Raw genomic sequence first — 279 nt, 5'->3', positions numbered from 1 at the left:
AAAGCCTTCTCCGTCAATATTTACTTCATTTCTTATCCTGTTGGGTTCATCGGCATCAATGAGATTATAGCCCAGGGCCCACTTAAGCTCATTTTTTTCTGAAAATTGATGCGAGCCATGTAATTGGTTGATCCATAACCGGGTCTGTTTGATGTTTTGATCCCGAACGAACTGGTTCAAACCTTCGGAAGCTGCTGTTTCTTCAAAAACCACCCCCTCGCCATTGCGTCCGCTCTCATAAACTTCATCTGTCAATTTGTTGATAAAGAGGCTGGTGAA

The 279-nt window shown here is 43.0% G+C and carries 1 protein-coding gene; it reads right to left on the bottom strand.

The annotated features are described in order from the left end of the window. A partial coding sequence (locus tag HC175_RS23670; RefSeq protein WP_168140150.1) for a hypothetical protein occupies nt 1-279 on the bottom strand: 279 nt, incomplete at both ends.

The sequence above is a fragment of the Salinimicrobium oceani genome (assembly GCF_012037645.1).
This window is presented reverse-complemented; position numbering and strand designations above follow the sequence as displayed.